This is a genomic window from Peribacillus muralis (assembly GCF_001645685.2).
Taxonomy (GTDB): domain Bacteria; phylum Bacillota; class Bacilli; order Bacillales; family DSM-1321; genus Peribacillus; species Peribacillus muralis_A.
In genome coordinates, this window is record NZ_CP017080.1 from 2266730 (window position 1) to 2290656 (window position 23927).

At 39.9% G+C, this 23927-nt stretch carries 19 protein-coding genes and 2 pseudogenes; 13 read left to right on the plus strand and 8 right to left on the minus strand.

Annotation, left to right across the window (positions count from 1 at the left end; all coding sequences use genetic code 11):
* Nucleotides 1-626: 626 nt before the first annotated feature.
* Nucleotides 627-2312, plus strand: coding sequence for a hypothetical protein (locus ABE28_RS11070; protein WP_064465153.1), 1686 nt, complete (start codon nucleotides 627-629; stop codon nucleotides 2310-2312).
* A 456-nt stretch (nucleotides 2313-2768) separates the two neighbouring features.
* Here the strand turns inward: ABE28_RS11070 and ABE28_RS11075 are convergent, their stop codons facing one another.
* Nucleotides 2769-3434 (minus strand): excalibur calcium-binding domain-containing protein, encoded by a 666-nt coding sequence (locus ABE28_RS11075; protein ID WP_064465152.1) that lies wholly within the window; start codon nucleotides 3432-3434, stop codon nucleotides 2769-2771.
* A gap of 473 nt (nucleotides 3435-3907) precedes the next feature.
* Here ABE28_RS11075 and ABE28_RS24500 point away from each other — a divergent pair, with 473 nt between their 5' ends.
* Together ABE28_RS24500 and ABE28_RS24505 are read left to right on the plus strand one after the other, a co-directional pair.
* A complete protein-coding gene (locus ABE28_RS24500; RefSeq protein WP_083232043.1) occupies nucleotides 3908-4354 on the plus strand; it encodes a hypothetical protein in 447 nt (148 codons plus the stop codon).
* A complete protein-coding gene (locus tag ABE28_RS24505; protein WP_083232044.1) occupies nucleotides 4341-4721 on the plus strand; it encodes a hypothetical protein in 381 nt (126 codons plus the stop codon). The genes ABE28_RS24500 and ABE28_RS24505 overlap by 14 nt, the downstream gene beginning before the upstream one ends.
* A 197-nt stretch (nucleotides 4722-4918) precedes the next feature.
* On the opposite strand, the pseudogene ABE28_RS11085 reads toward ABE28_RS24505, so the two are convergent.
* A pseudogene (locus ABE28_RS11085) lies at nucleotides 4919-5803 on the minus strand (tyrosine-type recombinase/integrase).
* 414 nt (nucleotides 5804-6217) lie between these two features.
* On the opposite strand from ABE28_RS11085, the gene ABE28_RS11090 reads away from it, so the two are divergent.
* Nucleotides 6218-7174: a peptidoglycan-binding protein gene (locus tag ABE28_RS11090; protein WP_064465151.1), complete on the plus strand. Its 957-nt coding sequence runs from the start codon at nucleotides 6218-6220 to the stop codon at nucleotides 7172-7174.
* Between the two features lie 599 nt (nucleotides 7175-7773).
* A complete protein-coding gene (locus ABE28_RS11100; RefSeq protein WP_218971336.1) occupies nucleotides 7774-9066 on the plus strand; it encodes an MFS transporter in 1293 nt (430 codons plus the stop codon).
* Nucleotides 9067-9363: 297 nt separating this feature from the next.
* On the opposite strand, the gene ABE28_RS11105 is transcribed toward ABE28_RS11100, so the two are convergent.
* The 4 genes from ABE28_RS11105 to ABE28_RS11120 all read right to left on the minus strand — a co-directional run bounded on the left by ABE28_RS11105 (nucleotide 9364) and on the right by ABE28_RS11120 (nucleotide 15502).
* On the minus strand, nucleotides 9364-10773 hold the full coding sequence (locus ABE28_RS11105) for a PTS transporter subunit EIIC (protein WP_064465149.1): 1410 nt from the start codon (nucleotides 10771-10773) through the stop codon (nucleotides 9364-9366).
* Nucleotides 10770-12869 (minus strand): BglG family transcription antiterminator, encoded by a 2100-nt coding sequence (locus tag ABE28_RS11110; RefSeq protein WP_064465148.1) that lies wholly within the window; start codon nucleotides 12867-12869, stop codon nucleotides 10770-10772. The genes ABE28_RS11105 and ABE28_RS11110 overlap by 4 nt, the downstream gene beginning before the upstream one ends.
* Nucleotides 12870-12913: 44 nt before the next feature.
* Entirely contained in the window at nucleotides 12914-14395 is a 1482-nt protein-coding gene (gene xylB / locus ABE28_RS11115; protein ID WP_064465147.1) for a xylulokinase, read from the minus strand.
* Between the two features lie 93 nt (nucleotides 14396-14488).
* The gene (locus tag ABE28_RS11120; RefSeq protein ID WP_064465146.1) at nucleotides 14489-15502 is read right to left on the minus strand and encodes a zinc-dependent alcohol dehydrogenase family protein; all 1014 of its coding nucleotides are present in this window, start codon (nucleotides 15500-15502) and stop codon (nucleotides 14489-14491) included.
* 54 nt (nucleotides 15503-15556) lie between these two features.
* On the opposite strand from ABE28_RS11120, the gene ABE28_RS11125 reads away from it, so the two are divergent.
* The 3 genes from ABE28_RS11125 to ABE28_RS11135 are packed head-to-tail and all read left to right on the plus strand — an operon-like array spanning nucleotide 15557 to nucleotide 16565.
* On the plus strand, nucleotides 15557-15754 hold the full coding sequence (locus tag ABE28_RS11125; protein WP_064465145.1) for a hypothetical protein: 198 nt from the start codon (nucleotides 15557-15559) through the stop codon (nucleotides 15752-15754).
* A gap of 32 nt (nucleotides 15755-15786) precedes the next feature.
* Nucleotides 15787-16329 (plus strand): DinB family protein, encoded by a 543-nt coding sequence (locus ABE28_RS11130; RefSeq protein ID WP_257390776.1) that lies wholly within the window; start codon nucleotides 15787-15789, stop codon nucleotides 16327-16329.
* 2 nt (nucleotides 16330-16331) lie between these two features.
* Nucleotides 16332-16565 carry a hypothetical protein gene (locus ABE28_RS11135; RefSeq protein ID WP_064465144.1) on the plus strand — a complete coding sequence of 78 codons (234 nt, stop codon included), beginning with the start codon at nucleotides 16332-16334 and terminating at the stop codon, nucleotides 16563-16565.
* A 284-nt stretch (nucleotides 16566-16849) separates the two neighbouring features.
* Here ABE28_RS11135 and ABE28_RS11140 read toward each other — a convergent pair whose 3' ends face one another.
* On the minus strand, nucleotides 16850-18247 hold the full coding sequence (locus ABE28_RS11140; protein ID WP_064465143.1) for a glycoside-pentoside-hexuronide (GPH):cation symporter: 1398 nt from the start codon (nucleotides 18245-18247) through the stop codon (nucleotides 16850-16852).
* 309 nt (nucleotides 18248-18556) lie between these two features.
* Here ABE28_RS11140 and ssuD point away from each other — a divergent pair, with 309 nt between their 5' ends.
* From ssuD to ABE28_RS25020, 4 genes are all read left to right on the plus strand, one after another.
* Nucleotides 18557-19690 (plus strand): FMNH2-dependent alkanesulfonate monooxygenase, encoded by a 1134-nt coding sequence (gene ssuD, locus ABE28_RS11145; protein ID WP_064465142.1) that lies wholly within the window; start codon nucleotides 18557-18559, stop codon nucleotides 19688-19690.
* A 249-nt stretch (nucleotides 19691-19939) separates the two neighbouring features.
* Nucleotides 19940-20395, plus strand: a complete 456-nt coding sequence (locus tag ABE28_RS11150; RefSeq protein WP_064465141.1) for a GNAT family N-acetyltransferase — start codon at nucleotides 19940-19942, stop codon at nucleotides 20393-20395.
* A gap of 248 nt (nucleotides 20396-20643) precedes the next feature.
* Nucleotides 20644-21783 (plus strand): Ig-like domain-containing protein, encoded by a 1140-nt coding sequence (locus tag ABE28_RS11155; protein WP_064465140.1) that lies wholly within the window; start codon nucleotides 20644-20646, stop codon nucleotides 21781-21783.
* 300 nt (nucleotides 21784-22083) lie between these two features.
* Nucleotides 22084-22224 (plus strand): transposase, encoded by a 141-nt coding sequence (locus tag ABE28_RS25020; RefSeq protein WP_156775744.1) that lies wholly within the window; start codon nucleotides 22084-22086, stop codon nucleotides 22222-22224.
* A gap of 362 nt (nucleotides 22225-22586) precedes the next feature.
* On the opposite strand, the pseudogene ABE28_RS25025 reads toward ABE28_RS25020, so the two are convergent.
* Nucleotides 22587-22682 (minus strand): annotated as a pseudogene (locus ABE28_RS25025) (iron-hydroxamate ABC transporter substrate-binding protein); the annotation flags it as partial.
* A 350-nt stretch (nucleotides 22683-23032) separates the two neighbouring features.
* Between ABE28_RS25025 and ABE28_RS11160 the strand changes: the two are divergent.
* Complete coding sequence (locus ABE28_RS11160; protein ID WP_064465139.1) at nucleotides 23033-23713, plus strand: response regulator transcription factor; 681 nt, start codon at nucleotides 23033-23035, stop codon at nucleotides 23711-23713.
* The last annotated feature ends 214 nt before the right edge of the window (nucleotides 23714-23927 follow it).

The window sequence follows — 23927 nt, forward strand, 5'->3', positions numbered from 1 at the left end:
AAAACAGATTATATTTTGAAAAGCACGACATTGCCAATATGTTCAATACTTTTGCTAATGCCACTTTTGTCTTTTTTCCTAATTTTATTTGGTTTTTCATCGACGAAAATGTCTGGTGGAAATCCTTATTTAGGGGCAGTAACCGGGATAATAATGGTACACCCGGATTTGTTGGGTATGGAGAGGTGATTGTTAAAAATACTGTACCGGTCTGGAGTATATTTGGATTAACGATTGAAAAGGTAGGCTATCAGGGAACAGTATTTCCGGTTCTCGCCGCGTCCTTCATTCTTAAGGGGTTTGGTTTTTTAGCTATATTCTAAATGATCGTTTACCTACAGACAAGATCTTGGTTGCCTAGCAGGCACCTTATTTCCATATAAAGAAGAAGGGATAATAAATCTATATATATGGAAAGATGTGAACATTAATGAATGGTATTCTATTGTAGGATATGAAATGAAAATAGATTTACATGGAAATACAAGTATAAAACGCACCATTTATCGGGCATCCTTTTTGCGGCTTATCACTAAAGCTATGGTTGACTATCTGGATAGTAATGAAATAGAATAGATTGGAGTTTTTTAATAATTTTGAAAAATGAGTGTGAAAGGGTGAGATATTTGATTGAATTAAAGTTGCAAAGTATTTTGAGGCATGTAAAGAGTGAAAATCCTGAAAAAAGATACGAGGCTCTAGACCAGCTTTTTGAATATAAGCAACAGGATGGGATTGAGGTTCAAATAGATGTCATTAAGGAAATAATAAAGACTGCGGCATCCCATTTTCCTGAGCGTGTTGATAAATGGGACAATCCTTCCTATTATCTTATTGATTTTGTCTGCGATTTTCCAATGCCTGAGGTTATTGATGGTCTCATTACGCATTTTGATGGACTTGACCTGCATGCAAAAGAACGGGCCATTGAGTTTTTGCTTTCGACGGAAGATGAAGGGGTTTTATATTTTCTTGAAGAGAAGATTATCAGCTTGATAGAAACAGTCGATTTCGTTATACCGATTGAAGAATTATCTTTTTACCCAGTCCTAATTAAAGCAATACTGGATAGTTCATTAGAAAAGCTGCATTCTACCCATTATAAATACATGATTTATGACTTAATACTGTCACTTAATGTATCGGGCTATGAACAAGGATATAAAAAAGAAACGATCCTTGCTTCCCTGCTTAAAGACTATCAAACTGAGAAGCAGGAATACTTGAAGTTCGATCATGAATATTCAACAAAATTTGTTTATACTGCATGGAAAGACAGCTACTTTATTGTCCGCAACAGGATGAAGCTGTTCATTAGCTTAATGCAATATTATTATTCACCGGAAATTGGCCTGGAGCTAAAACAAATATTGGATTTTAGCGATCCGGTGATTAAGACGCAAGCCTTGCTGGTTTGTACGGGGAAAAATCTTCCTTATGAAGAAAACACTATAGTGGCATGTGCAAACCATATCGAGAGTGCAGAAATGACCTATTGGGGATTGAAAGAAAAGAATTTAGATCATTTGTACCCCATCACTGAAGGTAAACAGCCTCATTTAGCGAAATCAAAACTATTCTTTGCGATTACCAATCTCACTGAGGAAGGTGAAGATGCGGTAACCCACTTTCCTGAGGACATTCAGATTATCGATAAAGTGGAGACGACAAATGCGTACGGGCAGCCTGTCCGCCATTATTTAATGAGTTTTAGCGAACATGGTACCGTCTATGCCGGCTGGGCTGGCGGCTATGCACTTGAAGAGGGAGATGATACAGCAGATTCATGGGACGGTACATATACGGATTTTGTTGAATTTCATTCAGCAAGCATGGAGAAGCATAAGGAGGAATTTTTCATAAAAAGAGCGGAAGAAAAACACGAATATGAAAACAGTGTTTATTTCGAAAGCTCGCCAAAACTCAGCATGGGTGCGTGGTTCTTTTTGGCCCTTTTGATCACCCATTGGATAAGGGAGGCTTTAAATGGTTTTGAAGGTTCCATTCTGCCTTCCATTTTCTTCACCGCCGTTGGGGGGACTTTATGCCTCTATGAAATTATCAGGAATAAGAAGCGGAAAATCTCTATTTTCGGCCTGCAGCTTGTGAAAAAGGATGGAGCTAAACAATACAGCATTGGATTAGATAAAATCAAAAAAATAGAATACAACAAGAAGCATGTCCTTGTGTTTAACAAAAAAAATGATCTTGCTTTAAAATTTCCGCTCAAATGGGTACGCTATGAACTTTTTCACCTCCATATGATGGAACATACGGCTCATTTGAAAGACAGACCTTTTATTCAAACATAAAAAAGATAATGGGAGTGTTGTTGGTCGTTAAGCCCACGGTATTTCCATACCAAGAGCCAGCTACAAAATCTTTTTTTCTATGAATTTCGCTTAAATGCTTCTGGCATCCTCAAACCAGCTCCTTAGTTGCCACAATTTCAAGCCATTTGTCCAATATACGGTTGAAGGTCAAAAACAAGACGCTATAATACAACAAGCAACAAATAAAGCATGAGCCCGATTGATTACCGGGTTCATGCCCTAAAGTGCCTAATTAGTGTTTGTCCGTTCCAAAAAGGCGGCCGCTGGTTCTGGCTATGACCATCACATAGAAGAAGTGGAACTCATCCCTTACCCTATTGGCTTGCTGCAATTGTGAAACCGAATCTGCTTATAAAAAATTAAAAAGGTTTCGGGAACTTTCCGAAACCTTTTTGTCTACAAATTGGGGCTCTATAATATAGAGCCTATATGTTATTACCTTTCACAAGCATAGTTGTCTTTATCACGGTCCATACTTGGTACATAAGCAGGATGACCAGCTGGAACACCGTTTGGATATGTACCTCGTAAATCAGTACAGTTTGCGAAATCTTCCCTTTCTCCTGACGATATAGAAGCAGTTGATTGATCTGAATTTTCTTTTGCAGTAGGGGTAGAAGTATCTTTACTAGCAAGTTGAGTATTTAAGCTATCAACTTTGTTTTGCAGACTTGTATTTTTAGCTGTTAAATCACTAACCTTTTCATTTAATGAATCTTTTTCTGATGAGAATGCCTTTTTTTCTTCTTCCAATGTTTTTAAATTATTTTCATATTCGGTAATATTAGATGCTGTTTCTTTAATTTCTGACGTAAGATCCGAAATTTGTTTTTCAAGCTTCGAATTTTCTAATTTTAAAGTATTATTCTCAGCTGTTAACTTTGTATTTTGTTCTATTTCATCATCAAGTTTAGCTTGAACTCCTGTATCCAAAAACGATATTCCAACAATAAAAAATATTATTCCACCAATGAGCGAGGGGTAAAAAATCTTTTTGGATAATGTTCTTTCTTTGTTTTTAATCTTTTTGATAAAGTGGTAGAGTAGGTAAAAAAAAGAATATAAAATAGCGAGAAAACCTAATAATGCGATGGCTGGCATAACTAACACTCCCTTAAAAATAATCATTGCTAACCACTAAAATTTAAATTTTTAGACTAAAAACAAGCACTTATTTGCAAAGCTTCCTTTCTATGTAATTCTACAAAAAAATTCATTATCCTTTTTAAATGTTTAGTGATAGCATCGGATTTTCTTTTTATATGTTGACATTTGAAAAGAAAACCCTTACAAGGACTTCGACAGATACTGTAACGTGGTATTAGAACGAATATGGTCGGGAAATCAAATTATGCGGATTCAAAGGAGGTTTGCAACATTCACCAGTAAGGAATAAGATTACTCAATCAAGCCCGAAATATTGGTCAACAATGGTGAGAGCCGTTTGCAGTGTAGTTTTTCATTTTTTTATAAAACATTTAATTCGATATATCTGGAAGTACAACACAAATGTAATAGGACAAATAACCCGACACATATGTATTAGTAAGGTTAAAATATGTGGAGGTGGAGGCATGAATTTAAACGGTATCAAAATAAATAAAATAGATATTAGCTTAATCGTGCCTATATATATAGAATCAGTTACTGAATCTGCTGTTCAGAAAAGAATCAAATTATTAATTGAAGGTGAAGATTTACCTAGCTATCCAGTAGTCGAAAAGGATAAATATGAGGAAAAGTATTGGCTCGTATCGGGGTATTTAGAATATTTAGCCTATAAGCATTTAACTAATACAAGAAAACAGAAAATGTATGTAACTGTTATAGAGCAGGTATTTTCAAATATAACAACGCAACGTATAAAACTCCTAAGAAAGATGTTCCAAGATCATTCTAATTGGTTTGATAAACATTACTTACTTAGTTGCCTATTGAATGAAGATTTAAGTATAGAAGAAATTTCAAAGAAAATTGGTGTAACAAGTACGGATATAAATAATTATTTTGATTCATCGTGAGATACCAGAGAATATTATAGAAAAAGCTCATAAGAATAAGGGAAGTTTTAGAAACTTAGAAAAAATAAGAAGATTAAATTCACACCGTTTTGTAAAATATCTCCTTTACGAAAGAGCTGTGTTACCTAAATGGGATAAAGATAGACTAACAACGGATAAATTGCAAAAAATTCAATGGTTATTAAACATTAAAGAATTTAAAATGTTAAACTGGCAAGGGCAATGCGATATAATTCAAAAAGCTTTTATTTATAAAGAAATACTTCTGACAAAGTGGGAAGAAGATTGTCTAAACAAGTTATCCGAAAAAGAACATACTATGATTAGAAACTTTGGTGTATCATTGGATCAAAATTTAATAAACTAAATGTGAATTCTCTTTTAAAAGATCGCACTTTCTATTAGTCAGTTATAAAAAACTGAAGAATGGTTTTTCATAACATAGACTTTTGGTCGCCATTTATTTAACCATTTCCAAATGGCAGAAGTATAGATTGTACCTTATGTTTTCATTTCTACACACGTAAAAAAAAGAGAAGACTAGAAAATCTTCTCCTTTTTCATTTAATCCCTTTCACGAAAATTGATTCTTCTCTCTCCCAGCTGTTTCGCAGCCTTTTTAGCTTTCTCCTGTTCAGGGTTAGTATAGAGGGCAGCTGTTGTGGTCGACGTATGTCCCAGCTGAGTCATCAGCAAATGAATATCTCCTGACTGCTCCATTAAATTCGTCCCATAAGTATGCCTGAGTTTGTGTGGGGACATGGATTTATTGGACTTAAAGGCCTTCGTGTATTTCTTTACTAAAGCCTCGATGGCGCGGTTGGAAAGAGGAGTGGCTCCATCATTCACCCTAGTCAAGAATACATAGGCCGTATCATCGTTTGATCCCCTATAACGTTCCTTTTCATAGTCATGTTTCACGAATTCAAGAAAACGGGCATCCTAATCATTGTGGAAAATCTTTGTCGAAATTCTGGAAGCACGCGCTCCCAAAGTTTCTTTCACTTTATTCACTTCAATTTTCAACATGACATTTCGATAGAAGTAAGGTTCGCCATCATCATTTTCTGTCTGTGTCGTTAAATACTTGAAAAGGGAACGTAATGCTGAAATTTTCCGATTGACGGATACTTTTTCCGCCTTTTTTGTTTCCTTCTTATTGATGGGGATATTTCTCCGTTCCAAAAATTTTATAAAGGATTGAGCCTCGATCAATTTCAACTTATCCAGCACAGATAGGGGAATATCTTTAATATGCTTCTGCTCAGCAATGCCTTCAGCTATCAGCCATTCCAAAAATAATTTATAATCAAGAACATAATTCAATAGGGTGGAAGGTGACCTGATATCCAATTTATTGTCAACATATTCAACGACATAGAAAGGCATGGACTTAACCAGCTGTTCCAATTTCTGCTCATGGACTTGATGGTGTCTGGTATTGGCCATTGATTGACTCCTTTTTAAGTTTGTTTATGCGTAAAATTCAATTTTTACGCATAGTTGTTTAGAAGAGTGTCTTGTGAGCTGAACTTATAATTGTATCTGTAGTATAATATATGGGTTTTAAATACAGTGGCTGCTGTACGGATATTGACTAAACCCATCTCAACTTTTAAAATATCTCCTAGTTCCTGTGCTAGCTGAAAAACTTCATATGTAGTAAGCGATTGATTCTAACTGTAAAAGTCAATAGTGATGAAAACAGTTTCTATTTTTTTATGAGAGTTTCTAAGTGATTTCTTATATTTCTTCAAAAACCATCAAACTTATTTGAGGCTGTTTTGTGGCTAAAGAGTTGTTTTTTCTAATTTGTACAAGCATTTCCTAATAAGGACCATACCATATTAGGAGGTGATTGAATTGACAGTTAAATTGGAGACATTATTGGATCGATCCGAAAAGAATATGGGAAAAGGCATTCACCCAGTCGTCAAGGAATCGGCATTGGAAATGGTTAAACGCGCTTATCAGGAAACAATATTCGTGATAATCAGTGCTGGCTATCGTTCAATGGAAGAGCAAGCGAAGTTGTATGGTCAAGGTCGCCTAGGATATAGCTACGGGGGCTTGAATTATAGTGATTTATCAAAACCGATAGTGACTAACGCGATGCCAGGAGAATCCTACCACAATTATGGACTGGCGATTGATTTCTTCATCGTAAGTGATGATGGGAAAAGTGCGATTTGGACAGTTGATGAAAAATGGAGGCGAGCGGCTGCAATCGGAAAATCCTTGGGGTTTGCTTGGGGCGGTGATTGGTCAACTTTTAAAGATTACCCTCACCTGGATTTGACAGGAGGGCTATCGTATACTCAGCTTAAGGCTGGCATAAAGCCTAATTTGATTTCCAAAGTGACACCGACACCAGGATCAACGGTCAAACCTGATGTCATTGTAAAAGATCCTCCAACAAAGGATAGCGGAGATCAGACCATCAAATCGATCCAAACTACATTGAATAGGCACTATCAAGCGAAAATCGATGTAGATGGTTATTATGGACCGAATACGAAGAAAGCGTTAATCAAGGGGTATCAAATGGAATTGAATAAACAATATGGGGCAAGGCTTACTGTCGATGGATTATGGGGACCACGAACAAGGGCAGCATCTCCTAATGTTAAGGAAGGGGCAAAAGGGTGTATAACTTATATCCTTCAAGCAGCAATTTATATGGAAGGATTCAATCCGTTTGGGATAGACGGGATCTTTGGGATTGGAACCGAATCAGCGGTGAAGGCCTTTCAAAGATCTTCAGGAATATATGCAGATGGCATCGCAGGCGAAAATACCTTTTCTAAACTATTTGGGTGAGTTGAACTGGAAGGGAATCTATCATGTTTATAGTTTATCAAAAAAGCCCATTTAGAGGGGCTTTTTTGCTGAAGGAAAGGCACCTTTCCATCCCCTTGAAGATACATACATATAAAAAGGCGGATTTTTCAAGAGAAAGTGGAGTTTGTAACAATTTCACCTATACAAAGGAAGCGCTTTCATTTAAAATGATTTTAAGAAAGGTGAAGCCGAGAGGTGTGTGCAATATGGTGAATAAGGACGAAGGGAATTTCTTGAAAGGTCTTTTGTTTGGTACATCTATAAGCATACCGTTATGGATCTCTTTTTTCGGATGGATTAAAATAATCATTACCAAAATCTTTTAGAGCCTGTGGGCTCTTTTTATTTTGCGGTCTTATTTTTCGGGGTGATCCTTGCTTATGAAATCGCGAGCCTTTTTCAAAGACTGGAGAAGCAATATTTTGTATGAGCATCTTTTGAAATAGTGAAATGTTGTCATTGTTATAGCGCCAAAGTTGAAAGAAGTGGCCCCTCTATTTCCCTTTATACGATGCTATACTGATTTAAATGATGAAAGCGCAATCATGTATTCAGTTGAAACGGAAAAGGGGATGTTTATGGGTACTATTAACGGAATGAACATGACAATTTTTGATAAAATCGGCATGAAGAAATCACTTGCTTGGGGATATCTGGGCATCTTGATTTTCATGATGGGTGACGGATTGGAAATAGCTTGGATGAGTGCCTATTTGCAAGGACGGGGAATGAGCGTCGAACAAACCGCTTCCCTTTATACCGCGTATGGAGTTACCGTTACCATTGCTTCCTTCTTATCAGGTGTGCTTGCTGAAGCTTTCGGTCCTAGGAAAATCATGTTCTCGGGATTAATCCTTTACATAATCGGGACTAGTTCTTTTATAGCTTTTGGCCTAAACGAGTTGAATTATGGCACGATGCTCCTCACTTATGCGCTTCGGGGGTTCGGGTATCCTCTTTTTGCCTATAGCTTCATGGTATGGATCAATTATCGGAGTCCCAAGCATAAGCTGGGCGCGGCAGTGGGGTGGTTTTGGTTTGTTTTTACAGGAGGTTTAAATGTGCTGGGAGCCTATTATTCAATATGGGCGATAGAACAATTCGGTCACATTGGCACGCTATGGACCTCTATTTTCTGGGTAAGTGTCGGAGCATTGTTTGCCATTGTCATGAACCGCGACAAGCTGGAGCTTAAAAGCAGCGGCATGAGTACCCGGGCAAAATTAAAGGAATTGACAAAGGGCTTCACGATCTTGAAAAGAGAACCAAAAGTTGCGATTGGAGGGGTTGTTCGAACCATAAATACGACTTCTCAGTTTGCATTTCCGATCTTTCTGCCGATTCACATGGCCAATTACGGAATTTCCATCAATACATGGCTGACCATGTGGGGAGTGATATTCACAAGCAATATCGTATTCAATGTAATATTTGGAATGGTCGGAGATAAACTAGGATGGCGTAATACGGTAATTTGGTTTGGCGGGGTTTTTGCAGGCATTTCCACATTGCTGTTATTTTATATGCCGATATGGACCAACGGTAATCTTGTATTCGTTTTTATAGCGGGAATGTTTTGGGGCGCTTCCCTCGCAGGGTATGTACCATTATCTGCCTTGGTACCTTCACTTGTGAAGGAAGACAAAGGAGCGGCTGTTTCCGTCTTGAATTTAGGGGCAGGACTCCCTGTATTTATCGGACCAGCGCTTGTGGGCGTGTTATATGAGCCAATGGGAGCCAGCGGTTTGATCTGGATCCTGGCCATTTTATATTTCATCAGTGCGCTATTGACCGTCTTTATCCATTTGCCGGCTGAGGAAGAAGATGAAGTACGGAAGGTAAACGTAGAATCAATAGAGAAAACGGTCTGAGTTGATTCAAACAGCTCAGTTTGCAGACAAAAGGGATTCGATAGTCCGAATCCCCTCTTATGCTAGAAGACTTTCTTAGCTTACGAAATACATAGTCGTGTATACAATAGAATCATCGGAGGGGTACTGCGTAAAAATGTATGGTTTCTGCTTGTTATCGTCAGTACTATAGTAGCTGTATCATATGCAGTGCTGTTTTTTTTCGAAGAAGTGAAACGCCTGCAGGAATCGAAAACCAACCTTCAACTTGGACATGTAGATAAACTGAATTTCATCGAGTCTACCTACATGCTGATGTTATTCAAACAGATCCTTTCGAAGTATTGGTTGGTTCCTGTTTTTAATGAAATAAACGATATCATCGTATTCGTGCATGTTAGATAATGAATTCAGCCCTATTATCGGAATGGATTGATGCGTCTGGTTCATCCTCTTTTTTAGATGGTTCTGAATAATGATCAAATCAGTACCTATGGGGATATCATCGATGGAGCGGTGCTCGATTCCGATATTCGGCAGCCCAGCTTCCTTCATTTTCCGTCTTAGGATAGCGGCTCCCATTGCACTGGATGCCATTCCTCCGTCACAGGAGATCGTAACATGTTGAATGGTGGATAGCGGAGAAGGCTGTTCATCCAGTACCACGATTCTTGGTCGTTCATTTTTTTCAGCAAGCGGCAAGGTGAGGGACTCCATTGGCGCTACGGAACGTTTGACATAGGATCGCACAAGAATAAAGTGGGCAATAATGCATGATACCACAGCCGATATCCCAATTCCAGCCAAAATGAGCAATATATCTTTTTGTGGAGCCAGAAACAAGATCAATAGAATGCTCCCGGGAGAAGCTGCGGATACGAGTCCAACATCAAAAAGCTGAAAAAAGGAAATGCCTGCGAATCCGCCGGCAATTACGGCAATAAACAAGGCCGGCTTCATTAAGATATACGGAAAGTATACTTCGTGAATCCCCCCAAAAAGCTGAATCCCAGCGGTTCCTCGGAGGGAGGGCTTCTCTTCCTTGCTTGAAGTCATCATATAGGCTAACAGGATACCGAAGCCAGGCCCAGGGTTCGCTTCCACAAGAAAGATGACACTTTTTCCAAGTTCGCGGGCTTGCTGGATGCCAAATGGCGCGACGATTCCATGGTTTATGAGATTATTTAAAAACATGACCTTTCCTGGCTCGATGATCAAGGATAAGAAGGGGAGCCAAGCCGACCCGACGAGCATAACCAACCCGTTATTTATGTGCTTGAGAACATCGTTCATTAACGGTCCGACCATGTAATAACCGGCTAACATTAAACCAATGCCCAGCATCGCATCAATAAGATTGGCAACAAGAAGTTCACTGCCAATCGGAATATAGTCCTGTGTTCGCCGTTCCATCCAGGCCGTCAGCATGCCAATCAGCGGACTGAACATTATCGCCCCAATGATCATTGGCATATTCGAAGCCATGATCAACCCAATCATCGCAAGATTTGCGACAATGCCTCCGCTATGGCCGCCAAACATTTTTCCACCTGTATAGGCAAGCATGAGTGGTAATACATATCGATATATCGGATCAATGAATTGACTGATTACAGCGTCAGGCTTCCAACCATTTTCCCCAAACAAAATATTCAAAATGCCGGCAGCGATGATGATGGAGATATTTTGAAAAACGATCGAGCTATATATGCGTCCGATGCGGTTCATGTATGTTTTCCTTTTGCATAAGAAAGAATCCTTTCGTGGTAAGCTTGTTCAAAATGATTACGAACGGCATTAAGAGCCAATTCCTTGTTGCCGGAAGAAATGGCTCCTGCTAGCTCATCATCAAGGAGTCCGCTTATCAACTCCCCTAGAAGCGGAAAATGCTCACGCGGTGCATCAGGCGGTGCCGCCAAAAGTAATAAAGTATCGACGGATTGCTTCTGACCATTTTCTGCATGCCATGGCACCGCTTCCTTCAAAGAAATGATGTGGACGAAAAGAGCCCGGACATCAGACGTACGGCTATGCAAAATCCCGATGGGACCTATTGCAAAGCTTCCTTTCCGTTCTCTTTCCTTAAATGCCTCAATCAGCCCTTCTGGGGAGATGACGACGTGCGATTGTGAGATAATGGCCTGAAGCCAAACAAACTTTCCATTCGTTGGACTGGCTTCCACCCAAGACAGTCCGCTCATCAATTGCGCGAAGGCCTCTCCGTATCGAGCGATTCCCATAAGTGAGGAATCTTCTGAAAGCGGATCGTCCGCACGCTGCATCTGCTTGCTGCTTTGTCGTTTTTTCAATTTCTCTTTTATTTTTTGTACATCATGCTCACTTAAAATGGGGGATACGACGACAAGACGTTCTTCCATAAAGGCAGGGATTTGAATCGTTGAAACGATGGCATCCACTTGCCAGTTGTTTTCCAGCCATCGTGGCAGTTCACTAAGAGACAATACCTCTGTAACCTGAATACCTGGAATTTCTTGCTTAAGTCGGGATGCAATCAAGCGGGAGGTGCCAAATCCACTTGCACAAACGACAATGACCCGTCCTTTTAGATTTTGCTGATTTATTAGTGCTGCACCCACGTGTACGGCCATATAAGCGATTTCAGCGGGAGGTATGGTAACGCCAAGGTATTCCGAAAGTGATTCAGCGCTTTTCCGGCTAGCTTCATAGACTTCTGGATAATCTCTTTGGATTTGGGATAGAAGCGGGTTATGGATCGGCAGCCCGTTGCGTATCCTGTTTAGTGCAGGGTAGAAGTGCTTAAGCAGCCCTTCACTTAACATTGGGTCTGTCAAAGGCTGATTTAGCTCATCTTTCACACCTTCGATGAATTTCCTGATTAAATGGGTGGTTTCCTCTTCTTGAAGCTGTTCAATTGGCAGGTTAGGCTGGACCCCATATATATGAAGAATCAAATAGTTCATTTCCTCTTCCGGAAGCCGGATATCCAGTAACTCATACAATCTTTCTGCTATAAAATAAGAGGAAGGGTACAATTCGATCAGCTTACGGTCAGCCTCCACATGATCATTGTTTTTATCCTTGTGGCGTTCGACTGCAAGGGCTAAATGAAGGGAAACACCAATCCTGTCCCGTTCATTTAAAAACAAGGGAGGATTTCGTTCAGCAGCCTCGGTAAGCACTTTTCCGACAGCATGAAGAATATCCAAATCCAGCAGGTCCAAATACATGGATGGGATATATTTTTCAATCTGCCAATCTTCTTTTTTTCCTAATTTCAATAAATCAAACACGACCAGCCAATCCTCTGGAAGTGTTTGATTATTTACCACCGCAGTAATGGCCGCCCTTAAATGCTTGTCTTCCCCTGAAACGAAAACGCCAAGACCCGGTTTTCGGACCAATATCAAATCAAATTGGTTCAACCATTCTTCAAGCTCCTGCAGATCATGGCCGATCGTCGCTTCCGTTACATGGTATTTTTGGCTGAAAACGAACATTTTGGTTGGTGTTTGATCCCTTAACAGGTCACAAATCATTCCGAGCTGCCTATCTTTAGGAGAAAAGGAGGTGGATTGATGGGCCTTCTTTAGTTCCTCTGCCAGAACCTCTTTGAATGCCTGATCACCAACCAAGCATATGCCGCTTCGGAACTGTTTCATGATTTTCAGGCCAAATGACCGTACAATAGGTTTTATCTGGGCTATTTCACGCTGGCAGGTGCGTAAACTGATATCGAGATCCTCAGCCATTTCTTTTGGCAAAACCGGAAAGTCGTTTTCAAGCAGACGGTCGATTATCATCTTTTGGCGGCTGCTAATGAATATTGGCGCATTCTTTGCCAACCGTTACACCTCATTTCTCATCAAGCTTTTCAACTTGTTATGTATTAAAACAAAGGATTCATCGCTTGGGCAATGGATTGATAGCGAGCAAATTGGGCGTCATAAACAGGTTGGTTTTCTCGATTGAACTCAATTCTATTAGCTTTCTGATCAAGCATGGGCAAATCGGCAACCGCCTTCCATACTCCGTTACCAAGTCCAGCCAGTATGGAGGCACCATAAGCAGGACCTTCACGTTCCTCATGAACATGAAGATGCTGCTGAAATACGTCAGCAAGAACTTTTGTCCAGATGGGGTTTTTAATGGCGCCGCCAGTGACGGTCCAATCAGCCACCTCGATTTCAGCTTTCTCCATCATATCCAATACGTCTCTTAAACTATAACAAACGCCTTCTATCACGGCACGCGCCATGCTTTTGCGATGATGTTCGTATGATAAACCGAAAAAAACGCCTTTTGCTGCTGGATTATTCAAAGGTGATCGTTCGCCATTCAAATAGGGGAGGAATAATAAACCTCCTGCACCAGCTTCGACTTGATCGACCCCTTCGAGTAAGTCATCATAGTTTTGCTTTTCAAAGGCATCTCGCAGCCATCTTAATGACATCCCTGCAGATAATGTGGTACCCATCGCATGCCACATTCCAGGCAGGCAATGACAAAACAGGTGTAAGGTGCTCGCTTGATCCCTAGCTAAATCGGGCAGTTCCTTCAGAGGAATGAAAACGGTCCCTGAGGTTCCAATGCTGATGCTTCCTGTTCCTTCCATAATGATTCCATTTCCAAGGGCAGCGGCTGCGTTGTCACCAGCCCCGGCTATCACCGGTATTCCGATGGGCAGTCCCGTAATCTGTGCAGCTGTTTCGGAAAGCGATCCAACCACTTCCTGACTCTCCGACACAGGAGGAAACCAATCCCTGGAAAATCCAAGCTCATCGATAACATCCCAAGCCCATTCCCTATCGGGGACATTCAGCAAACATGTCCCGCTTGCATCAGTCACATCCGCTGAAAATTCTCCGGTCAATTCGTAAACGATATAATCTTTTGGCATCAAAACCTTCTTGATTCGAGAATAATGCTCGGGCTCATTTTTTTTAAGCCATAAAAGCTTTGGCGCAGTAAAACCAGGTAAAATCGGGTTTCTCGTCGTGTTGAATAAATAATCAGATCCGACGATTTCTTCCATTTCGCTGCACTCTTTCAAGGTTCTTCCATCATTCCACAAAATGGCTGGCCGGATGGGCTGCTTCCGTTCATCTAAAATGACCAGGCTGTGCATTTGCCCGGTGGTTCCAATCGCTCGGATGGCTGTGGGATCAACGCCGTTTTTCCATAAGCTATGTAAGCAGGATATGACGGACTCCCACCAAAGGGAGGGGGATTGCTCACACCAGCCAGGCTGGGGGCTTTCAAATGAATAAGACACATTGGCGGAAGAGACGACGTGTCCCATATCATCGATCACCACAGCCTTTGCTCCTTGCGTACCAATATCTATTCCTAATAAAAATGTCTGGTTCATCACTTTTTTCCTTTCCGTTTTTTAGTAAAAAACCGATCGGCATCGTTTGGGCAGATAAAGAGCGGCCCAAACGATGGAAAGACCGGCATGTTTTTATTTTTCGATATCTACTTGGACTTTGAATTGACTGCTGTTGCGGTTTCCTTGTAAATAATCAATCGTTTCCTCAAGCGACAGCTGATCGGAAATGAGAGGCTTTAATTGAATTCGACCTTCTTTCACCCAATGGAAAGCAGGAATGAAGGTATAGTTAATCGCCATGGAACCTAATACAGTCCAATCATTATTATATAATTTAAATGGATCCAGCGTAATCTTGACGTCTTGTGCAGTCACGCCAAACTGAAGATATTTCCCGGTTTTTCCGATATAGTCAAATGCACGTTCGATGACGGAAGGAATTCCAGTAGCATCAACAACGACATCAAACCCATGCGGGTAGTTTTCTTTAGAAAGCTCTGCTTCAATATCTTGGCTGAGTACACCTTTCGTTGCTCCCCAAGCGAGTCCCATCTCCAATTTTGCCTGATCAAGGTCGACAACGACAAGCTCTGATGCACCGGCCATTTTTAAAGATTGAATCAACTGTTGACCCATGGCACCTGCACCGAATAATAAAACGCGTTCACCTACCTGAAGATCCAGCCGATTCATGGCATGAACGACACAAGCCATCGGCTCGATGAATGCAGCTTCTTCAAATGAAAGGGAGTCGGGTAATTTGACGACGTTTCGTGCCGGGACCTTTACATATTCAGCCATGCTGCCATCAGTCGTATTTCCGAGGGCGCCCCAATTTTCACACTGATTACCGCGATGTGTTAAGCAATATTCACATTCGCCGCAAAATAAAGAAGGGTCAGCGGTTACGCGTTCACCTACATGAAAGCCGTTTACATTTTCTCCGACCTCATGAATGACACCAGAAAATTCATGTCCAGGAATGATCGGATAGGGAGACAAAAATTCCCCTTTATAAATATGGATATCTGTGCCGCATATCCCGGTATGCTTCACTTTGATCGTTATTTCGCCTGACTGCGGTGCAGGGTAAGGAACCTCCTTCACGACTGCTTTATAAGGCTCTTCAATCACTAATGCTCTCATTTTCTTTCCTCCTAATATTTTTGAATTGGTTACACATAGGTAATGGAGTGTAACATGAATCCGTTTTCATATAATCATTCTAGCAAGCTTGCCCATCGCATAGCACAAGAAGATTCCATAAGTTTGTCACTTGTAAACGGACAAATATTATATAATGCCGTGAAAAGGAGTCAAGAAATGTTAAAGCTGCTTCATGAAATCAGCCTGGAAATGGATAATTGTGTTAATCTTGAAATGGCGAGTGAAACATGATCCGTAAATTATAGGTGAAAGGGGAGAGTGGTTTGGGAGCATGGGAAATGATAGAAGCCTACAAAAGTGATGTGCAAAACTATTCCATCGAGCAACTGCAATATATTTCCGCAAAGGGAGTATGGTCCATCTGTCAAATGTATGACCATTTAATAGCCGTTGCCCATGAGTATCTTGATAACGTTGAACTTTGTGCGAAAGCGGAAGAGGAGCAATCGCTCGGGAAAACGGAATTTGGTAAGCAATTATATCAAAATGGCGGCTTTCCTCCGATTAAGATCAAGTTACCGGATGAAATGAATGCCCCGCCCAATAATCAAGATAGTATGGAAAAGCTTACAACAAGGCTGGATCATGTAATGAACAGATTGCAGGAATGGAAAATGAAGGTGGGGGCGATAAACCCAAACCTCAAAGTGAAGCATGGGGGCTTCGGCTGGCTGAATGCGCAGGAATGGTATGAGTTGGTCGGCATGCATTTCCGTCATCATTTGCGCCAGAAAGCCGAACTGGAACTCAATATTGAAAATGGAAAGAAAGAAACTATACAAGACATTCATATAGGGGATGGGTAGCAATGAATTTACAAACGAATCAACTATCGATTAAATTGAAGATTAAAAACAGGCGGAATTTTAACCTTCAATCTCATTTACATGAAATGTGCGATTATAGCAAGGAATATGAGCATGATATCGTGGAGGTTCAAGAGGTTCAAGAGGTTAAAAGGATAAACGGAGGAAATTACGAAATTATCATAAGCGTCACTAGAGATCTGGATTGTTTAGGTGAACCGCTGGATCGTTATTAAGCCGACATAGACATAATAGGCGGGCGAATTCTCGTATGTTTGATACAGAGAATGGAACAAAGGAAAAAGCCAAGGCGCTCATCGTACCGTGGCCTAAAATTTTGTTTAGGAATGAATGGTATAAGTATATCCAATCCAAGGTTGAAGATTATTCATAAGTGAATGGAAGCTTTTGCACTGGACGATTTTGGGGGAAAAGGTGAGGAAAAGGTACGTCCACGAATTTTTTTCACCTCTTTTATCCATGCTGTGCACATATTGGTTATCGACTTTATGGAAAATAACTACATGGAAACATTCTTACGGTCACTAAGATCTTTAATGATCCTATTGTATTTTTCATCCGATAGTTTATAGAATATTGCGATAACTGCAATGGTAGCAATGGCCAGAGTGCTTGGATAGATAAACATCAATCCTCTAATACTTTGCTGTACATTTGCAGATTGAACCGCATTTGGCACATAACCAACCAGCCCTAATACAAGCCCCGGAACAAAACCTGCAATGGCTTGAGAAAGCTTCCGACAGAAGGTGAAGAACGAATAAACAACGCCCTCGGATCGGTTACCGGTTTTCCATTCTCCATATTCGACAGCATCAGAAACTAAAGCCCAGTTTAAGCTGTTAACAAATGAACTTCCAAAGAAAGCAAAGCAGGCCAGGATAATGAAAATCACGGCGTTATCTGCAAAAATATAAGCTGAAATGTCTCCTACAGCCCATATGGCACAACCTAATATATATGTAAGCTTCTTACCAACTTTTTTGACCATGAAAGGGACGAGTGCGACGCCTATGAACACGCAGCCAATACTAAAAAAACCCATATAAGGTACAATGGAAACGTTCTTCAATACATACTGACAAAAATATACCTGAACAGCAAGTTTGACATTAAAAGCTGAAAAGGTAAATAAATTTACTAAGCACAGAACAAGTAAAGGAGTATTTTTAAATAATCCTTTGTAACTGTCAATCAATTTCACCTTTGTTTCCTTTGGTTTTTCGTGCACATATCTTTCTTTTACATGGACATAACCGTAGATTTGTAATAAGACACCTAAGAAGGCAAAAACGGATACAGCCACTACATAACCAGTAGATTCGTTATTGAACATTAATACAATGGGCATAAACCCTACAGTCGTAATTAGAAGTCCTAAATTTGAACCTGCTTGCCTAAATGACGCCAATTCCGCCCTTTCCACGGGATCTTTCGTCATGGCAGGCACCATTGATCCATAAGGAATATTCGAGATGCTGTAAATGGTTCCGAACGCCATGTAGGTTACAAATGCCCAGATAGTTTTTCCTGTCAGCGAGAAATCCGGGTTAGTAAAACTGACAATCGTTATTAAAGCAAGTGGAATCGCAGCATACAAGATGAATGGCCGAAACTTACCCTTAGGCCCAATATTCTTTCTGTTATCAATCCAAGTGCCTACTGTAATATCCGCGAATGCATCCCAAATCTTCGTTATCAAAAAAACTAGACCAGCTGTTGCAGAAGACAAACCCAATGAGTCCGTATAAAACTTGAGCAAGTATATCTGACCTAGATCAAACAAGAAATTATTACCTACATCTCCTAATCCGTAAGCGATTTTCTCCTTAAGTTTTAGCTGTTTAGATGTATTGACCGATTGTATCCCCGAATCATTAACTACTGGTTGTGCCATAACTTCTCTCCTTAGACTGTTTGGATTTTCTTTTTCCTTCTATTTTTGCAACAGAATAAAGAACCCTTTGGTTGTCCAATCGGAAGTTCATTTTATAATAATTGCATTAATCCTATTGAAATGCAAGGGTTTATTAAATTATTAATTCTAAAAAATTTGATAATTTACTATATTCACACTCTTTATTCCTTGAATGGCTATCAGATTAGTGTATAATGTGATTGGATTATACAATTGCAATTCTAATGTTTCCAAAGGAACGCAAGAGGAAACGACCGGTGGATTATTTCAGTACAGGAGGAAGATAAAATGAATGTGTTTTGGTTTATTCCAACAGGCGGGGACAGCCGCTATTTAGGGACATCAAAAGGCGGGCGTGATGTGGATTTCAATTACATGAAACAGCTTGCGCAAGCCATTGACTCTCTAGGATATCAGGGAGCTTTACTACCAACTGGACGATCTTGTGAAGATGCATGGGTAACGGCATCTTCGTTATTATCCGTCACTTCACGCATGAAATTTCTCGTAGCTCTTCGTCCAGGACTAATGCTGCCGTCCGTCGCAGCCCGTATGACGTCAACATTCGATAGATTATCAGGTGGACGTCTCTTAATCAATGTCGTTTCAGGAAGTAATCCCGCAGAGCAAGTTGGCGATGGTATTACGGTTGACCATGATGAACGGTATGAACTGACAAATGAATTTTTAGACGTATGGCGCTCCCTATTGGCAGAGGAAGAAGTTGAATATGAAGGAAAACACTTACATATTGATGGCGGCCGTCTAATTTTCCCACCGGTTCAAGCGCCTCACCCTCCTATCTATTTTGGCGGCTCCTCAGAGAAAGCTCTTTCTGTAGCCGCAAAACACTGTGATGTGTATTTAACATGGGGGGAACCCGTTGATGCAGTAAAAGAAAAAATCAATAGAGTAAGAGCTCTGGCTGAAAAAGAAGGACGTACCCTCACCTTCGGCATTCGTTTACATGTCATTGTTCGTGAAACGGAAGAAGAAGCTTGGCAAGCAGCCAATGAATTAATTAAATATGTGGATGACGAGACAATTGAATCTGCACAAAAGGAATTGAGTAAACATGTTTCAGAGGGGCAACGTCGTATGCTGGCTCTTTCCAGTGGAAGTAAAGACAATCTGGAAATCAGCCCTAACTTGTGGGCGGGTGTCGGTCTAGTACGTGCGGGTGCTGGGACGGCGTTAGTCGGTGACCCGATAACGGTGGCCGAACGCCTCAAAGAATACCAAGCCATTGGCATCGATACCTTCATTTTATCTGGGTATCCGCATCTGGAAGAAGCCTATCGAGTAGCCGAATTATTATTCCCTCATTTACCTTTGAACTCGATTCAGGAGAGTGAGCAAAAGCAAGCTGCTACATTTAATCACGGAGTGGTCATTGCAGATAGCATACATCCAACTAAATAACCTATCAAAAACGCGCTTGGAATCAGGGTCTCAACAATGATGTTGAGGTCTTTTTTCTAATAGGTCCATATTACATATCGGCTTGTCCACTACATCCAAGTACCCTCGGCAATATCCTCAATAAGTACGCGGATAAGAAAGGGGAAGGTAAGAAGTGTTCATGTGCTTCTCATCAATAAGCAACCGAAATGCGTTAAAGTAATGAGTGAGGGCACCATTTTCATCATAAGGAATAGGGAGGCGATTTTTATGGAAATTAAAATAGATGATTTGACTGGATCTGAAGTGATTGCACTGGTGAGCGAGCATCTTCATGGTATGACCCTGCATTCCCCTCCAGAAAGTATACATGCACTAAATCTTGAGGCATTGAGAAAACCAGAGATTACATTCTGGAGCGTTTGGGAGGGAGATCAATTAGTTGGATGCGGGGCACTTAAAGAAATTGATCGTCAACATGGGGAGATAAAATCAATGCGAACATCTTCATCACATTTAAGAAAGGGTGTTGCAAAACAGCTACTGGAATACATAATTGAAGTAGCCAAGCAACGCGGCTACCGGCGCTTAAGTTTGGAAACGGGATCGATGGATGCTTTCGAACCAGCAAAAAGGCTTTACGCAAGTATCGGATTCCAATATTGTAAGCCATTTTCAAATTACATCGAGGACCCAAATAGCGTATTTATGACAAAGGAATTATAAATGTTCTTCTAACTAGTGAGTGCTTTTTACTAGCCGGCTCCCAATAGTTGTATTAAGAAACCCTGCTGCCTGTGAAGGTAGCCGGGTTTTAAGTCGAGGTGTGAAATAACACGTAAAAATACGGATGAACTAATATATTTTAGGAAATTGTCAAAATATCCAGATAGAAACTTATGGTAATTAAGGTGCTTTTGTATTAGTATAAGTGAAATGCATGGTTCTTTATAACGAATACAGGAGGAGTGTTTGTGCGTAATAAAGGTGTTTTGTCGTTGGTTGCGGTAGGTCTATTTGCTTCGTCATTGTCTGTAGGTGTTGTTAAGGCAGAAGGAAACGAAAACGAGTTGGCAAGAAATGCTCTAGAAAGTCAAAATGAAAAACCACTTAAAAAAAGATTCATTGATTCAAAGACGTTTAATCAAATTAAAAAAGAAGTAACAGGTTCACAAGCGAACTCCGTTAAAGGCTTTAGGAAAATGAGCAGATCTTCCAGTGATGAAGACTATATTTATGAAATCGAGTACAATGACGATTTTGACTCAGCAAATAATTCTTCTTTTAAAAAAGTGACAATCGGTCAATTACTTCCTCTATATGATGTAGACTTTTCCAAAGTGGTCGTTCCTAGCGATGGAGTTTTGTTAGTAGCAGGATCAGCTTCCTCATATGCCATTGACCTAGGGTTCGCAGCCGTACAAAAAAATTATGTAGATAATAGTAACTTGGAGTATTTAGGAAGTGAATACGAAGATGACGTTGAATTGAGAGCGTATGATGTCAAAAAGGGCACATACTACATAGGCGTTTACGACCAGGATTATGAATACGACATTGACGACAATACAGAAGATGACATGTATGCTATAGCAACTGGATTTGTGGACGATGTTGAACCGTCTAAGCCAACTGTTAATAAAGTTGACAACAACGACAAAGTAGTGACTGGAAAATCAGAGGCCAGTTCTACTGTCATTGTAAAAAATGGGAGTAAAGTGTTAGGCTCTGCAAAAGCAACATCCAAAGGGACATTCTCTGTAAATATCGCCGTTCAAAAAGCTGGGACGAAATTGTCCATTACTGCCAAAGATAGCGCAGGGAATGTAAGTTCAAGTGCATCGGTAACTGTTGCTGATGTCATCGCACCAAGCAAGCCGACAATAAAGAAAGTAGATGACAATGATAAGGTTGTTACCGGGAAAGCAGAAGCCAGTTCAACTGTAACTGTGAAGGCAGGAAGCAAAACCCTCGGTTCAGCTAAAGCAAATTCTAAAGGTACCTACTCGGTCAAGATCAAAGCACAGAAAAAAGGGACCACACTTTCTGTAACTGCAAGAGATAAGGCAGGGAATATCAGTTCCAAGGCAACGACTAAAGTGGTAAAACATTAAGTTCCTCGACTCAGAATGTAGACAAACTCGATGAAAATCGAATTTGTCTATTTTTATTAGTTGTACTATTTTGACGTTGATTAATCCGAGAGGGACTCGATTATCCAGAGGTGGTAGGGAGCTTCTCGGTTTTCAGCCTGTGTGGTCTTCCGTGACTCGCATTTGCCGCAGGATTCTCGAACACCCGCACCAATCAACTTTGTTTTACCTTTTAGATAGAACACTTTTGCCTAGAGTCATTTTAGTTTCAAAATAGAAGTATAAAAAACCTTGAGGTGTTGAGGATGCTTTCTAAACGAAATGATTGCGTTAGATCAATGGGTGTCATCGAATCATTTGATTCGTAAAATGGAGGCTGTCATTCACATCTCGTTCATTTATGACTTAGTGAAAGAGATGTATGTAGAGGCAGGACGCCCAAGTATTGATTTTATGAGTTAAAGAGCTTAACTCAAATACGTCTAAAATAGGTTATATAGAAGATTTTCGCAAGAGACAAGCTCTAGGTGCGTAAATTTTTTTACGAATAAAAATGAGGGGAAGGCATTCACTTTTATCAACACGGAAAATTCATGCCAGTGCTGATGAAAGTAAAATCTCTGTAGCTAGAATAGTAAATGAAGTAGAAGAGCTAAGTGATTTTACTGGTACTGCTTTGCTACAGCAGGCCAGGGTTCATATGGCTTAAAAAAAGCCTCGATTTCAATTCTGAAATCGAGGCTCTTAATTTATATTTTCAATATCATAGAGGACAGATGAATATTAAACGTCTATTCTGATATACGTACACATTTCTCTATTAATTATTTAGAAAATATTTCTTTCGCATTGTCCATAGCCATTTTATTTCCCAGTGCTGAATAGTCAAGCCAAGGTTGATCCTGAATGAGGTAAAGATAAAGGAGTAAGAACGGGCTTGTCAGGATGAAAAAAATTGCTTTGACTGATGCATATGATTGCTGGAAAGCAGAAGAAATGATAGCACTTGTGCAAACATAGGAGTGCGGGTTTCAACGGAACAAGGGTCATTTAATAAAACTCAACAAATTGAATTATGGAAATGTATTTTTTTAACTACAAGAACAATAAAAAAAATTGGTAGTATAGTATATATATTTTTAATTAATGGTATTTTAGAATTATGGCTTTTTTTTTTCGCTAAATCCAATCTTAGTTAATTAGTTCGAAGGATATGTTATACACCCATAAAGTATCATAGAGAAAAAATGAGCATAGAGGTGAAATAAAGGTGAAGCAAGTATTGGTAATTAAGAATGAGCGGTCCTTAGTTAAAAAAATTGTCAGCGGTCTTAAACAAGCTGACTGTTTCTCGGTAACACTTCATAACGAGCCAAAAGGCTTAAGTGTGGTGTTTGAACGAAATTGGGATCTAATTATATTGGACTGGGATTCACTTAGTATTTCTGGTCCGGAAATTTGCAGGAAAATACGAGCTTTTAAAACTACACCCATAATAATAGTGACTGATCAAGTATCCATTGATGATTGCATAGAAGGATTGAAGAATGGAGCGGATGATTATATCAGAAAACCTTTCGCGAAAGAAGAGTTAGTTGCAAGGGTGAATGTAATTTTGAGAAGGACAGGGACAATTCGATCTCGTAACGCTTTTTGTTTTAGTTTTAAAGATATTTTGGTAGATGAATCTCGTAATTTAGTGGAGAAAGGAGGAAATGTTCTTCAACTAACCAATCGGGAGTATGATTTATTGGTGACACTAATCAAAAACAAAAATAAAATCGTTAGTCGGGAAATGCTACTGAACCAAGTTTGGGGCTATGACGTGGCAGTGAATCCCAATGTGTTGGATTTATATATCGGCTATTTAAGAAAAAAGCTTCAATGCAAAAAGAATGCTAGATACATTCAAACAGTACATGGCCGAGGCTATACAATGCTTGAATCGTAAACATCAATAAGTAAGAAAATTAACCTTTGTTTTTAGATCATTGTGACCTTAATACATAAATTCCTGTAAAATAAAGCTTCCGATATTCGTGTGGAAAACAATACTTTTCTCCTGCTTTGTAAAACAGAAGGTTGCCGAATAAAGGTAGAGGGGTGACATGAAAGAAAAATATCTTGTAATTGACTTGGTAACTAGTTCTCTTTTATCTCTTGTT